This is a genomic window from Flavobacterium aquidurense, from assembly GCF_001404985.1.
GTDB lineage: Bacteria > Bacteroidota > Bacteroidia > Flavobacteriales > Flavobacteriaceae > Flavobacterium > Flavobacterium aquidurense_B.
The window spans coordinates 314,653-328,584 of record NZ_JRLF01000010.1 but is presented as its reverse complement, the minus strand read 5'-3'; the positions used below and the strand labels follow the sequence as shown (position 1 = coordinate 328,584).

Here is a 13,932-nt window from a genome sequence, read left to right as displayed (position 1 = left end):
TTAAAACTGTGCACTTCAAAATTTAATATCTTTGTTGTCACACAAAAATAAAAGATATGTTTGGTATAGGAGGAGGAGAACTAGTTTTTATACTGTTTATAGTATTAATGCTTTTTGGTTCAGACAAAGTGCCGGAAATTGCCCGTACAATGGGAAAAGCTATGGCACAATTAAAAAATGCAACCAATGATATTAAAAGTGAGATTCATAAAGGAGCAGAGGCCAATGGTCTTGATAGGAACTCTTTAAACAGTATCACAGGCAATATTAATGCGCAAATAAATGATGCAAAAGCGAACTTATTAAGTGACTCAACTAATCTATTAGGAGAAACAACTACAGAAATAGATAAAGTAAAAGAAGATATTGATTCTATCTCAGGACCTGTCAAACGCCAACTATAATGCTTGAAAAAATATTAGAATTAGATACCAGACTATTGGTATATCTTAACGGTTTAGGATCTGAAACATACGATAAATTTTGGTTGATTATCACCAGTCAGTTAAATTGGACACCGCTTTTTCTATTAATGTTTTATCTTATTTATAAAAAAATAGGAGGAAAACAAACCTTATACGTACTGCTTTTTATTGCAATTCTTATTGCTTTCACGGATCAGACAACAAATTTGTTTAAACATACTTTTCAGCGTTTACGCCCTTGTAATAATCCTGAAATCAATTCGATTATTCGTGTTGTTCAAGTGAGACAATCGTATAGTTTTTTCTCAGGACATGCTGCAAATACAATGGCAGTGGCGACTTTTTTATTTCTGATTTTAAAACGCCATTTCAGGTATTTGGGATTCTTGTTTTTATGGCCTCTAATTTTTGCTTATAGCAGGATTTATCTGGGATTGCATTATCCTGGTGATATCCTTACAGGCTATTTCTTTGGAGCACTTTTCGGATTTTTACTGTATTTGGTATATCGAAAATTAAAGCCCCAATATTTTCCTGGATAATTTTCAAGAGCTATTTCCAGCTATTCGTTTCAATCTTTTATGCCGAACCCCGGCACAAAAGGATTTACACTTCTATCTGGGCTAGGATTCCAGCTTTCCAAAAAAGAAAATTAAGATCAAATTATATATCAGTTTTTGAATTACTTCCTCATTTAGTTTGAGGATTAAAAAATCAACCCAATATAAAAGGCTTTAGCCAAAACGAAATGTTTGGCTAAAGCCTTTTATAATATTATGTATTTACGTCAGATTAAGGGAGAAATCATACAAGAAACTTAGCAAAGAAAGTCTTCAATCTATGTCGATTTACGAGTGTGATTTCTCCCTTCGGTCGAAATTGTAAAAGTTAGATAATTTGATTAACCATCAAATTTCAGTAATAGTTTTGAAAACTTCAGAAGTACTAAGACTTTAATTTTTTTAATTTAAAGAAGCCCGGAACTTTAGCGCATTAGAATCTTAGAACTTTTTCACTCCATTCCAATCTATCAGGAAGTTGTTGTTTACTGAATTCGATATGAATAACCCTTCTTCTTTCGTTATTGGTAGTTTTGTTTGAAGCATGAAATAAAAGAGGTTTCATGATCATGATTCCGCCTTTTTCAACTTCGCAAATGGTTTCTTTTTCTTTTTCAAAATCCAGTTTTTCAATTCTTAAAATACCTTTTGAGTGCGAATTATTTATGACTTTCAAAGCGCCATTGTCTTTTGTGGTTTTATCAATATGAATTCTGATGGTAAAATTATCTTCCAAGATTTCCTTTGGCGGTTGTACTGCAAACTGATTTTGTTTAACAGTCCAGTTTTCAAAGTTTACAGCTTCAATTTTTTTATTAACTGAAATGGTTAAATCCTGATGGTACGCCACAAACCAATTCGATTTTTCAGGTTTATCAAAATAAATTGATTTGGTTATAAAATATCCCTCACCAAAATTTAATTCAATAATATCTTTTAAGTTCTGATTGAAGATATAAGGCAACGTTTCTGGAATTTCTTTGTGAAATTGTCTTATTGCAAATAGATCCTGTGATTTTCTAAAAGTAGCATTCTCCGTTTCATTCTCTGTAATGTTTTCAATTAAAGAAATCAGTTTTTCAATTTCATTTTCAGAATAAACATTATCTATAATTGTAAAACCTTCCGAATTTATTTCGTTGCTATAATTCATGAATAGTATTTTTTTAAATTGTCTTCTGCTTTAGCTGGAGGTAAATTAAATGAAATCAGATTTCTCTTTTCTCGAAATGACAAAAACTAAAGAATTTCTGAAAGCTTAGTGCCTTAGTTCCTCAGAATCTCAGAACCTTTTCTTTAAAGCACTCGACTCACCGTCAAGCCATCACGAATTGGTAATAAAACCGTTTCTACTCTTGGATCATTTTTTAAAAGAAGATTGTATTCTAAAAGCACTTTTGTACTAACATCATTTGGGTGAACAGGTTCCAGGATTTTTCCGCTCCATAAGACATTATCAGATAAAATGATTCCGCCTTTATTCATTTTCGGAACAATCATTTCCCAATAATTTAGATAATTTTCTTTATCAGCATCAATAAATACCAAATCAAATTTTACATCTAGATTTGGTATTATGTCAACCGCCTCACCTAAATGCTGAAAAATTTGTTTTCCCCACGGTGATGCATCAAAATATTTACGCTGAAAATCGACGAGTTCCTCTTTGATATCAATAGTATGTAATTGTCCGTTTTCCTGCATTCCTTCGCACAGGCACAAAGCTGCATAACCGGTATAAGTACCAATTTCCAGAATATTTACCGGACGAATTAATTTAGATAACATGCTTAAAACCCTTCCCTGAAAATGCCCGCTCAGCATTCTTGGTAAAAGTATTTTCTGGTATGTTTCTTTGTTGAGTTTTGCTAATAATTCCGGTTCGTTTTCAGAATGCTGTTCGATATAATCTTCTAGGTCCTGTGATATAAAATGCATGTTATGTGTTCTAAATTTTAAAAGCAAAAATACAAAAAATATCGCTTCGCTTTTTTGCATAAAAAAACCATTCCGAAAAACGGAATGGTTTCAATTTTGAATTCAAACAGAATTATTTTTTCAAAGCTTCATTTACTTCTTTGGCTGTTTTTACCGTTCCGTCTTTAGCAGCTTTAGCAGCATTTTCTACTTTTTCAGCACCTTTTTTAGTCGCATCTTTTACATCTTCAGCAGCTTTTTTAGTTGCGTCTTTTACGTCCTGAGCAGCATTTTGTGAAGCTTCTTTAGCTTTAGCAGCAGCATCTTCGGCTTTTATAACTGCGCTGTCTTTTACTTCTTCAATATCAGTTGTCAAAGTATCAACTTTGTTTCCAAGAGTTAATTCGTCTTCTCCCGGTTTTGGCTCTTTCTTTTCGCAAGATTGAACAGCGAATGCTAATAAAGCGATAACAGCTAAGCTTAAAATTTGTTTTTTCATGATCAATAATTTTTTTTAGGTTGATAAAATTTAAAGGTTATAAAGCTGAAAAATAAAGATACACATTTTTAAATGATTGAGCTCTTTGTAAGATTATCTTTCTTTCGAGTGAAAGACAATTCTCGTGCCAAAAAATGTAATTTTAAAATTAGCTGTAAACTTTTTTCATACCTGTAAAATGTATGTTCATTCTTTTCGTTTTGCAAAATGTAAAAACGGGAAAATGAATTTTATCAAAAATAAACGGAGAATTTTTTAAGAGCTTAGTTTTTATATAAACTAAAATTAATTACGATTTCATCCTTTACTTTTATTAGTCCGGCCATTTTTACGGGAGCTTCCATTTCAAGATCAGAGAATTTCAAATTAAGGCTTCCTTCAATTTTATTATCAGTAGTGTATAAAATAAAATCTTTATATTTCAGTGTTTTGTCGGTAATAAAAAAAATGAGATTGCATTTATAGTTTTTGCCACTTGGCTTAATATCTGTTATGCAAACGGTACTGTTTGGGAATTTTTTAACCTTGACTGTGCCCTGTAAATCTTTTGTCATTATTTTGTTGCCACAATCAAAGTTCGACATTTTGACTTGGGTGGTAAAAGTGTTTTTTTTAATTGAATTTATAAATATTGTATCTTTTATCAAAAAGGTATTTGAGCAATTGTATTTGCCTACAGTTGATATTCCGGTAATTTCTATTTTTATCTTATTTATTACCAAAGTTATATCTTCTGTTAAAAAATTGGGTTTAGCACTTCCCAAAAAAAAGAAAATAGCTAAACCCATAATTAAGATTGAAAATCTCGTTTTCATTTTTTTTAGAATGAAATTGTTGCTTCAAACATTAGTCCTTCAAATTTCCCTCCATATAAATCATTAGGCATTAATACGCCGCCTACATTCCCAAATTGTTGGTAGTTTTTATAGTTTTGTTGGATGTATGAAAGTTTTGCAAGAATATTTTTAGTCATAAACCAACCTGCAGCAGCTTCCAATCTATTTACCTGAACAGCTTGAGCATCAGAATTTTTTAGTTTACCATCTACCAAATTGTATTTAGCGCCTACATATAAATTTTCATGGCTTCCAAAACGATATACTAAATCTCCCACATATTGATTGATGTTACGCGTATCATCTGTTCCTTTGTAATCACCTCCGGAAGCAAATTCTAAAGTACCAAAGAATTCAAAGCCTTTATATTTTACAAATGGGTTGACCATGTAAGAAGTGGCCCAGTTTCCAAATCCAGGATTAAATCTGCCGGTATCTTTGTTACTTTCAGAGTCTAAAATATTTGTACTTGGGTAACCAATTGTTCCGGCGTGTGTCATAACACTATAAAAACGGCTTCCGGCTCTGTCAGAAGAATATAAGTTTCCACTAGAATTTGCGGTATGATAGTAAGATCCGGTTAATCTGATTCTTAAATCGCTGTCAATTTGTTTATCCCAACCCAGTTTCGCTAATATTGTTGGACTAATAGTTGTATTTTGATCAGGAGTAATTGCGGTAGTAGGTCCTGGAATAACTTCTTGTACATTTTGATTTAATTTAGAGTTTGTTACTCCAATCATACTTACAAAACCGCTTCTGTTATAGTATACTTCGGCTCCCATTTCGGTAGTAAAAGCGTCCATGATATTGTTTCCAATAAAAGGGTTTGTGATCGTATAAGCGTTGTTACTTCTTCTAAAATGTGCATCACCATAGTTATTTTCCATTTGACCAATTTTGATGGTTGTGTATTTCATAACATCTTCAAGAAAACCTTTTTTTATGAAATCTAATTTGTCAATTTGCAGGTATCCGCCTTGTACCCAGGTTTCATGGTGGTGTCTTGAGGCAAGATAAATGTCTAAGTTTACACGTACTCCATCTGCTAATTGTGCTCCTATTGTCATATTAGCATTAGGTAAATTAAAGTCGTTAGTTAGATTGTTTAATCTGTAACCAGCGTTTGCACCATTTAAATCTCTCTGATCGTTGAAGGAATTGATAGCTTGAAATTGTAATGCAAATGCACCGCCTAAGTCAACACTAATACCTTTATAAGCAGTTGTGTCTTTTCTAACATCAAATACATTAATGGCTCTTTGATCGCGGGGAACCTGGTTCTGGATGTGTCCAAAACTAAGTTGCGCATTAGCAGCAAATGTGCTTGTTAATGCTATAAATAGTAGATAGATTTTTTTCATGGCGTTTATAAATTAAAGTTTAAATTAAATTTTAGTGTTAAGTCTTGTCCTGTTTTAATGGTTCCCAGCATTGCGGTTGGAGATTTCATCCCGAAATCTGTAAAAGTGATTTTGTTTGATCCCTGTATGTTTAATCCATCTTTGGTTACCGTTGTTTTTACAGTGGTTTTAAGTGCTTTGCTAACTCCTGCAATAGTATAAGTACCAGTTAATTCCCAAGTAGTTTCATTTACTTTTTCGGCAGATTTAAGAACATATTTTATGTTTTTGTTTTTATCCGTTTTTAATGTTTCATATGCCACTTTATCCATGCTTTTTTTCTCGCTTTTAATACTTTCTGCTAGGAGGTTTACGGATAAAGATTCTATAGCTGTTAGTTTAGAATTGGTGATTGTCAGGTTTGCATTTCCGGTTCCGGAACTTGATTTCATTTCCCAATCATGTAAAGTAGATGTGCCTGAAACCGAAAATGTGGATTGACCTTCGAGAGTATAATTTTTTTGCGCAGTTGCAAATGAGGTTATTCCTAAAAAAGTAATAACTAAGGCTAATAATTTTATTCTTGTTGTTTTCATAATTCTATTTATTTGAGATGTTAAGTTCCTGAAGTCAATTTTATTTTTAGTACTAATATGTTTTTAACTTGTATCAAATGTAGAGGGATCATTAACGAATTATTATGATAAAAGTCATTGTTAAAATTTTATTAAATTCGTAATTAATAACTATAACGTTTTCATTTCTATTAAGATGATCGGCAAAAAAAAGCAGCTATTTTGATTTTTGTCAAATAGCTGCTTTTTTAAATTTGCTTTTTTTAATTATAGAGATCAATTTTGTGTCAAAGATCCTCTCATGCTTTCGCTTAAAGTAATATTGAAAATCATAGTCAAGTCTTTTCCGGCTCTAACAACGCCAAGAGCTGCTGTTGGAGGAGACATACCAAAATCTGCAAAAGTTATTTGGTTAGATCCCCTTAAAATAAAGTTTCCGTTACTTGCCGTTACATTTACTACAGTTTTATAATCTTTACTGATTCCTGCAATAGTATAAGTTCCTATTAAATTCCAAGTTGTTTCGTTTACTCTATTTGCAGATTTTAAAACGTATTTAATATTTTTGTGAGTTTTTGTGTCCAGCGTTTCATAAGCAACATCATCCATACTTGTTTTAGTGCTTTTTATGCTTTCTGCCAATAGTGTAATAGCTAAGTTGTTTATATCGGTTAGTTTAGAATCTATAACAGTTAAATTAGCTGTCACATTTCCTTCTGTAGATTTCATTACCCAATCATGCACATTTGACGTTCCGGCAACTTCAAAACTTGATCTTGCCACAGTATAGTTTCTTTGTGCGTTTGTCTGAAATGACAATGTTGTAAAAAGCATTGTCAATAAAATTGATTTAATTGTTTTCATTTTGATGGTATTTATTTGTTTTGGAATAAGGAAAACTATAATTCAATCAAGCTTTTGTAGAATTAAAAGGCTTCCTTTATTTTCTTAGATCAAATTTATTGCGAACACATAAAACAGATAATGATAAAAATCATGGTTTGAAAATTATTAAATAACTATAATTATTTAGAATGATTTTTTAGGACAGATTATTAAGGAAAATAGTTTGACAGTAAAATCAAAAACGAGTATTTATAGGTGTTAAGCCACAATATGTCGAGGAAAGTTTTAAGAAAAAAAGTAGTAACTTTGCACCATGCAAATTGAGAAAAAAGATATACGAGCCCTATCAAAAGACCAGTTGCGCGATTTTTTTGTTGCTAATAATGACAAAGCTTTTCGCGGAAATCAAGTCTATGAATGGTTATGGAGCAAAGGAGCGCATAGCTTTGATGATATGACGAATGTTGCCAAAACAACTCGTTCTATGCTTGAAGATAATTTTGTTATTAATCATATTAAGGTTGATACCATGCAGCGCAGTAGCGACGGAACAGTAAAAAATGCAGTTCGTTTACATGACGGTTTAGTAGTAGAATCAGTTTTAATTCCCACAGATACCAGAACAACAGCTTGCGTTTCAAGTCAGGTAGGTTGTAGTTTAGATTGTAATTTTTGTGCAACGTCACGTTTAAAAAGAATGCGAAATCTGGAACCCGGAGAAATCTACGATCAGGTTATTGCAATTGATAAAGAAAGTCGTTTGTATCACAATCACCCACTTTCGAACATTGTTTTTATGGGAATGGGAGAGCCTTTAATGAATTATAATAATGTCATTAAAGCTATTGATATGATTACGTCGCCTGAAGGATTAGGAATGTCGCCAAAGCGTATTATGGTTTCGACTTCCGGAATTCCGAAAATGATTAAAAAAATGGCCGATGATGATGTTAAATTCAAATTGGCGGTTTCATTACATTCAGCTATTGATGAAATCCGAGCACGAATTATGCCTTTTAGTAAAAACTTCCCGCTGGCAGATTTAAGAGAATCATTAGAATATTGGTACAGGAAAACAAAAAATAAGATTTCATACGAATATGTAGTCTGGAAAGGCATTAATGATGACAAAGCTTCGATTGATGCATTAGTTAAATTCTGTAAATATGTGCCTTGCAAAGTAAATCTAATTGAGTATAACCCAATTGATGATGGAGAATTCCAGCAAGCTTCAGAAGAATCTATTATGGCCTACATAAAAGCGCTTGAAAATATTGGAGTAGTGGTAAAAGTACGACGCAGCCGCGGAAAAGATATTGATGCTGCCTGCGGACAATTGGCCAATAAAGAAGGATAGGTAATTAGAAGTAACTAATATTTTGTATAGTCCCTACGGGACAAAATAGAGGTTATGAATTGCTTGTCTACCAACATTTAATCTCTCCGAGATATATTCTGTTAGGAATTAAATATTGGTAGAAAAAAAATACACATACGAAACAGAATATGTCCCGTAGGGACTACATATTGTAGTAGGCTCAAATTAACGAAAAAGCATTAAAAACGAGAGTTGATCTTGTTCTTAATGCTTTTTTTGGGCAAAAAGGATTCTTCTTTTTAAACTCAATTTGTAATAAAATTGTTTTCCTGATTTTGCTTTTAAGTATTGTATTAAATTAGTCTTAAACAAAGAATGTTTTAGACGTCATTTCTTAATTATTACATAAATTATTGATATACTAACGTAAAATACACAACGTTTTTTTATTTAAAATAGTATATTTGGGATCGAAATGAATATTACTTCTCAAATAAAACAGCCCATCTTTAACGAGATGGAACTTTTTGAAAAAAAGTTCCATGAATCGATGACTTCAAAGGTTGCATTGCTTAACCGTATTACCTATTATATTGTAAACCGTAAAGGAAAACAAATGCGTCCGATGTTTGTTTTTTTAACAGCTAAAATGGTTTCTGCAGGAACTGTAAACGAAAGAACGTACCGCGGAGCTTCTGTAATAGAACTAATACATACCGCAACTTTGGTACATGATGATGTGGTCGATGACAGTAATCGCCGCCGTGGATTTTTCTCTATCAATGCACTCTGGAAAAATAAAATTGCTGTTTTGGTAGGAGATTATTTATTGTCTAAAGGATTATTGCTTTCTATAGATAATGGCGATTTTGATTTACTCAGAATCATTTCAGTTGCAGTTCGCGAAATGAGTGAAGGTGAATTGCTACAGATCGAAAAAGCAAGAAGACTTGATATTACTGAAGATGTTTATTATGAAATCATCCGAAAGAAAACAGCAACACTTATTGCGGCTTGTTGTGCTCTTGGGGCAAAATCTGTAATTGAAGATGATATTCAGGTTGAAAACATGCGAATGTTTGGAGAACTTATCGGAATGGCATTTCAAATTAAAGATGACTTATTTGATTATAGCGAAGAAGCTATTGGTAAACCAACCGGAATCGATATTAAGGAACAAAAAATGACTTTGCCTTTAATTCATGTTTTAAATACTTGCACTCCACAAGAAAAAAAGTGGCTGATAAACTCCATCAAAAACCACAACAAAGACAAAAAACGTGTTAAAGAAGTAATAGCCTTTGTAAAAAATAATAATGGTCTGGCTTACGCCGAAAATAAAATGGTGCAATTTCAACAGGAAGCACTTTCATTATTAGAAAATTTCCCGGATTCTGAGTTTAAAGCAGCTTTGACTTTAATGGTAAACTACGTAATCGAGAGAAAAAAATAATCTCACCATCTTATTCTTAATATTTTTATTGTTAAATTGGACTTTAATTTAATAATGAAATATGATTATTTTACTTATAATACTTGCCGTAGCTGTAGTTCTGGGGATTTACCTTATAATGCTTTACAATAGTTTTGTGTCTAAACGCAATATGCTTGAAGAAGCTTTAAGCGGAATCGATGTTATTCTAAAAAAACGATTTGATTTAATTCCGAATCTGGTAGAAACCGTAAAAGGGTATTTAACCCACGAAAAAGAAACACTCGCTCACATTGTAAATCTTCGTAATCAGGCTTTAAGTGCACCAAGCGCTGACGAAAAATTGCAGCTTGATAAAAAATTAGGCAATGCGGTAGGAACTATTTTTGCATTGGCAGAAAATTATCCTGATCTAAAAGCCAACACCAATTTTCTGAGTTTGCAGGAAGAGTTAAGCGAAATCGAAACTGAAATAGAACGATCAAAACGATATTATAATGCAACTGTAAGGGATTACAATATTGCTGTAGAATCTTTTCCGGGTAATTTGGTGGCTAATTCATTTGGTTTTCCAAAGAAAAATTTCCTGGAACTGGAAGATGAAAAACAAAGAGAAACCCCTAAAGTTCAGTTTTAATTGTATTGTCATATGATGCTAAGAAAAATATTGTTTGTTCTGTTTTCTGTTTTAGTATATCAGGCACAAGCTCAGGAAAGAATTTTAAATTTTGATGTTAAAATTAATATTGAAAGATCAGGTACTATTAATGTTGTCGAAAATATTTCAATATATGCTGAAGGTAATGATTTTAGACACGGGCTTTTAAGAGTTTTACCCTTAACAAGACAAGATAAAGACGGTACTGAAATAGATGTAAAATACACTATAAACACCATAAAAAAAGATGGAGCCAATGAAAAGTATTTTACAAAAGAAGAATCAGGTGACTGGAAGATCTATATAGGAGATAAAGATGTCGATTTAGAAAGTGGTATATATGATTATCAAATTAGCTATACTGTTCCGTTTCAGATTGGATATTTTGATCAATATGATGAGTTGTATTGGAATGTGACCGGAAATGGGTGGAATCTTCCAATAGATAAAGCGACTTGCCAGATTTCTCTTCCGTATGGTAATAAATTTGAAAATTTATATTGTTATACTGGATTATCAGGATCTAAGGATTCGAATTGTGTAAATTCCTTAAATGATAAACATAATATTGTGAGTTTTACTGCTGTACAGCTTAGACCAAAAGAAGGTTTAACCGTTGCTGCATCATTTGCTAAAGGAATTGTAGATCCTCCCACTTTTTTGCAGGAAACAAGTTCTTTTTATAAACAAATAAAGACAAATTTGTGGTCTGTGATTTATGGAATAGGAATGGCAATTTTTTTCTTTTTTAGCTGGAAGAAATACGGTAAAGATCCGGTTAAAAAAACATTGATGCCTGAATTCATTCCTCCTTTTGATTGGTCTCCTGCAATTACGGGGTACGTATATCACAAAAAAGTTACAGACAAAACCTATATGTCGTCTGTTGTTAATATTTCTGTAAAAGGTGCGATTAGGATTTTGTCTACATTAGAAAATGGAGTTTTTAAAAATAAGCATACCTATGAGATAGAAGTTTTAAATAAGCAATCAAAAGGTTTGAGCGCAGAAGAATCAGATATAGTAAGCGGTTTTGTTAAAAAGGAGAAGATAGAAGTAACAGATTCCAATTATAAGATTTTTGAAAAAGCCTATTCTAAGTGGCTTAAAACAGTAAAAAAACAAATAAACTTAGATGAATTTTATCAAAACAATACTCAAAAAAAATGGATTGGTTTTGCAGTTTTTCTGATTGCGGGACTTTCTTATGAGTTACTTTCCAATAGCAAAGGGTATATTAGTTATCCTTTTTATACAGGATTGATTATTGCAGTTGCAGGATTAACATATTGGTTTACAAAAAAGAATATAGGTACAGGTATGCTTATTTTAAGGGCTATTTTGGGCTTTTTTGTTTTTGCTCCGGCAGTGGCAATATTTTTTATCTCAATTGCTTTTTTAAGCAGCAAACAAATAATTATCATTGGAGTTGTTTTCGTGATGTATATAATTTATGTTAAGACCTTAGGGAAATATACAGACAAAGGTGCCGAAGCATTTTATAGACTGGAAGGGTTTAAACTCTATCTTAAAACGGCAGAGAAAAACCGAATGAATATGTTGAATCCTCCGGAACTGACTCCGCAATTGTTTGAAAAATTATTTCCATATGCTATTGCATTAGGAGTCGAAATAGAATGGGGAAAACAATTTGAAGAAGTTTTAGAGTTGGCTAAATATGATCCTTCGTGGTATCAGGGCGATGATACATTTTATAGACAACCAACCCTGTTTTTATCGACATTTGAGAATTCTGTAAATACGGCAGCAGTTAATCCAAATCCTCCTGCATCATCAGGATCTTCATCAAGCAGTTCCAGCGGAAGCAGCGGAAGCTGGAGCAGCGGCAGTTCTGGTGGCGGAAGCTCCGGCGGTGGAGGCGGTGGCGGTGGAGGCGGCGGTTGGTAAAATTTAAATCAACAATTGCTTTTGAAAATATCTTTATGGAGAAACCTTGCAATATGTATAATATTGTAAGGTTTTTTTATTTTCTATTGGGGCCGAATTAGATTAACTTGCCTCAGTGAAGAAAAATAATTAGAAAATTAGAAAATTTGCCAATTAGAAAATTGTTTTAGTTGCTTGTAATAAAGTGTTTTATGAATTTGGTCACAAAGCTTCGGGATTTTATTGATTTTTTTTTTCTTTCTCATGCAACCATTTTAAAACGTAAATCGTCTATGCTAATAGAAGACTGTTACTAAACCAAAACCGAAAGCGTATTAATGAAAATTATTCATTTACATCACGAAGAAACCGAAATTATAAAGTTGGCTGTCGAGCATAATCGACAAGCACAACAGCAAATTTATAATAGGTTTTCTTCTAAAATGTTAAGTGTATGTCGACAATATATTAAGGATATTCAATTAGCCGAAGATGTAATGATAACGGCCTTTATGAAAGTGTTTACCAACTTAAATAAGTTTGAGCATAAAGGAAGTTTCGAAGGCTGGATACGCAGGATTATGGTTAATGAATGTATATCATATTTAAGGGTTCAGAAAAAAGTAAAGTTTGTTGAAGATGAAATTTATGCCGAGGAAAGTTTTAATGCAACTGACAGTCAGTTTTCTATAGATCAACTTCAGTTTTTAATAGATGCTTTGCCTGACGGATATAAAATGGTTTTTAATTTATATGCCATCGAAGGATATAAGCACAATGAAATTGCCAAGATGTTAGGAATTAACGAAGGAACATCAAAATCGCAATTATCGCACGCAAGAAAAATGCTGCAAACACAAATTAATACCTTAAAAAAACAAGATAATGGAACCGAATAATTTTGAAAAGGATTTCCGTGAAAAATTAAATCAGCGAAAAATTGAACCAAGCGATAAAGCCTGGGATCGATTAGATGCGATGTTGAGTGTAGCTGAAAAGAAAAAACCTGAAAAAGATAGAAAGTGGCTTTATATAGCGGCAAGTATTGTTGGGTTTTTATTGGTTGGAACTTTCTTTTTTAATGAGAAGAAAAGTGCTGTTGAAACACCAAAAAATAATGTCGCAACAGAACAAGGAAATGTGAATAAAGATACTCTTGTAAAACCAACTCTGAACATAATAGATTCGGTTAAAACACAAGTTGCAATTTCAGACAAACCTTCTGTTCAGAATTCAGTAATAAAAGAAAAAAATCATAATCCAAAACTAAATAAAACAATTAAAAATGAATCAAATCAAATAGCGGAGTCTTCAATCATCATCAAAAACAATCCCGAAAAACAATCCATTAATACTAAAACTTCAATTGCACAAACGTCTAAAAATGAAAACACAGATCAATTATTAGAATCGGCTGAAAAGACAGTTGTTGCTGAAAATACAGTAAAAACAAAATCAAAAGTAAAAATCAATGCTAATGATTTACTAAATCAGGTCGACGGAGAATTGGAACTTTCTTTTAGGGAAAAAATGATTACAAAAGTCAACAAGAATTATCAAACAGTAAAAGTGGCTTTGGCGAATCGAAATCAACAAGAGTAGAATATAGAAGAAAGAATCAACAATTAAAAAATCA

Annotated in this window: 15 protein-coding genes; 8 read left to right on the top strand and 7 right to left on the bottom strand. The window is 32.2% G+C overall.

Annotated elements, in window-relative coordinates; genetic code table 11:
* Window positions 1-56 precede the first annotated feature (56 nt).
* Window positions 57-404 (top strand): twin-arginine translocase TatA/TatE family subunit, encoded by a 348-nt coding sequence (locus RC62_RS09865; RefSeq protein ID WP_055095008.1) that lies wholly within the window; start codon window positions 57-59, stop codon window positions 402-404.
* Window positions 404-967 (top strand): phosphatase PAP2 family protein, encoded by a 564-nt coding sequence (locus RC62_RS09860; protein WP_055095006.1) that lies wholly within the window; start codon window positions 404-406, stop codon window positions 965-967. Before RC62_RS09865 ends, RC62_RS09860 begins: the two co-directional genes overlap by 1 nt.
* Before the next feature lie 451 nt (window positions 968-1,418).
* On the opposite strand, the gene RC62_RS09855 is transcribed toward RC62_RS09860, so the two are convergent.
* The 7 genes from RC62_RS09855 to RC62_RS09825 all read right to left on the bottom strand — a co-directional run bounded on the left by RC62_RS09855 (window position 1,419) and on the right by RC62_RS09825 (window position 7,019).
* Complete coding sequence (locus tag RC62_RS09855) at window positions 1,419-2,138, bottom strand: phytanoyl-CoA dioxygenase family protein (protein ID WP_055095005.1); 720 nt, start codon at window positions 2,136-2,138, stop codon at window positions 1,419-1,421.
* Between the two features lie 143 nt (window positions 2,139-2,281).
* Window positions 2,282-2,923 (bottom strand): O-methyltransferase, encoded by a 642-nt coding sequence (locus tag RC62_RS09850; protein ID WP_055095169.1) that lies wholly within the window; start codon window positions 2,921-2,923, stop codon window positions 2,282-2,284.
* Window positions 2,924-3,035: 112 nt separating this feature from the next.
* A complete protein-coding gene (locus RC62_RS09845) occupies window positions 3,036-3,401 on the bottom strand; it encodes a hypothetical protein (RefSeq protein ID WP_055095003.1) in 366 nt (121 codons plus the stop codon).
* A 263-nt stretch (window positions 3,402-3,664) separates the two neighbouring features.
* Entirely contained in the window at window positions 3,665-3,955 is a 291-nt protein-coding gene (locus RC62_RS23105; RefSeq protein WP_245176807.1) for a hypothetical protein, read from the bottom strand.
* Between the two features lie 266 nt (window positions 3,956-4,221).
* A complete protein-coding gene (locus tag RC62_RS09835) occupies window positions 4,222-5,601 on the bottom strand; it encodes a hypothetical protein (protein WP_055094999.1) in 1,380 nt (459 codons plus the stop codon).
* 5 nt (window positions 5,602-5,606) lie between these two features.
* Window positions 5,607-6,176, bottom strand: a complete 570-nt coding sequence (locus tag RC62_RS09830; protein WP_055094997.1) for a YceI family protein — start codon at window positions 6,174-6,176, stop codon at window positions 5,607-5,609.
* 255 nt (window positions 6,177-6,431) lie between these two features.
* The gene (locus tag RC62_RS09825; RefSeq protein WP_055094995.1) at window positions 6,432-7,019 is read right to left on the bottom strand and encodes a YceI family protein; all 588 of its coding nucleotides are present in this window, start codon (window positions 7,017-7,019) and stop codon (window positions 6,432-6,434) included.
* A 295-nt stretch (window positions 7,020-7,314) separates the two neighbouring features.
* On the opposite strand from RC62_RS09825, the gene rlmN reads away from it, so the two are divergent.
* From rlmN to RC62_RS09795, 6 genes are all read left to right on the top strand, one after another.
* Window positions 7,315-8,358: a 23S rRNA (adenine(2503)-C(2))-methyltransferase RlmN gene (rlmN, locus tag RC62_RS09820; protein ID WP_055094993.1), complete on the top strand. Its 1,044-nt coding sequence runs from the start codon at window positions 7,315-7,317 to the stop codon at window positions 8,356-8,358.
* Between the two features lie 436 nt (window positions 8,359-8,794).
* Window positions 8,795-9,772 (top strand): polyprenyl synthetase family protein, encoded by a 978-nt coding sequence (locus RC62_RS09815; protein WP_055094991.1) that lies wholly within the window; start codon window positions 8,795-8,797, stop codon window positions 9,770-9,772.
* 61 nt (window positions 9,773-9,833) lie between these two features.
* Complete coding sequence (locus RC62_RS09810) at window positions 9,834-10,388, top strand: LemA family protein (protein WP_055094989.1); 555 nt, start codon at window positions 9,834-9,836, stop codon at window positions 10,386-10,388.
* A gap of 12 nt (window positions 10,389-10,400) precedes the next feature.
* Entirely contained in the window at window positions 10,401-12,317 is a 1,917-nt protein-coding gene (locus RC62_RS09805; protein WP_055094987.1) for a DUF2207 domain-containing protein, read from the top strand.
* Between the two features lie 317 nt (window positions 12,318-12,634).
* On the top strand, window positions 12,635-13,195 hold the full coding sequence (locus tag RC62_RS09800; RefSeq protein ID WP_055094984.1) for an RNA polymerase sigma factor: 561 nt from the start codon (window positions 12,635-12,637) through the stop codon (window positions 13,193-13,195).
* Entirely contained in the window at window positions 13,182-13,898 is a 717-nt protein-coding gene (locus tag RC62_RS09795) for a hypothetical protein (RefSeq protein WP_055094982.1), read from the top strand. The genes RC62_RS09800 and RC62_RS09795 overlap by 14 nt, the downstream gene beginning before the upstream one ends.
* Window positions 13,899-13,932: the final 34 nt, after the last annotated feature.